The organism is Sporosarcina contaminans (assembly GCF_042679045.1).
Taxonomy (GTDB): Bacteria; Bacillota; Bacilli; order Bacillales_A; family Planococcaceae; genus Sporosarcina; species Sporosarcina contaminans.
Genome location: NZ_JBHTLT010000054.1, coordinates 1 through 615, shown reverse-complemented (window position 1 = coordinate 615; position 615 = coordinate 1). Strand labels below are relative to the sequence as shown.

Below are 615 nucleotides of genomic sequence, written 5' to 3'. Positions count from 1 at the left end.
ATAAGAGAATTGAAACAGAAAGGCTGGACAATCAGTGCGATTGCAAGGGAAACAGGATTTGATCGAAAAACCATCAGGAAACATTTAAAGGCAGAAGCTACACCGTATTCAGAAAAACGGGCTAAAAGAGGAAGTAAGTTGGATCCATTCAAGCCGTATCTGCTAGAACGAATTAAAGAAGGTACTACAAATTGTGCAGTTTTAATAGAAGAAATCCGAGCGAAAGGCTACGAAGGAAAAAGCACCATTCTTCGAGAATTTGTCCAACCCTTTCGGGAGGCGCCGAAGAAACAAGCAACTGTCCGATTTGAAACGATTCCTGGACGACAGGCGCAAGTAGATTGGGCAGAGAATATCGGTGAGTTTTTTGTAGATGGATTGAAGCGTCCGTTGTACGCCTTTCTTATGATCCTAAGTTATTCCCGTAAACGATACATTGAGTTTACAACGGATATGACGCAGGAAACGCTAATGAAATGTCATATGAATGCCTTTAGCTATTTCAATGGTATTCCCCAGCAACTTCTTTACGACAATATGCGAACTGTCGTCACGAAACACAGTGTCAGCCAGATTCGTTTTAACAAAAAGTTCGAGGATTTTCTATCCTATTAT

General features: G+C 41.0%; 1 protein-coding gene. It reads left to right on the top strand.

The annotated features are described in order from the left end of the window. On the top strand, positions 1-615 hold a 615-nt coding region (istA, locus tag ACFQ38_RS11300), incomplete at both ends, for an IS21 family transposase (protein ID WP_381480940.1).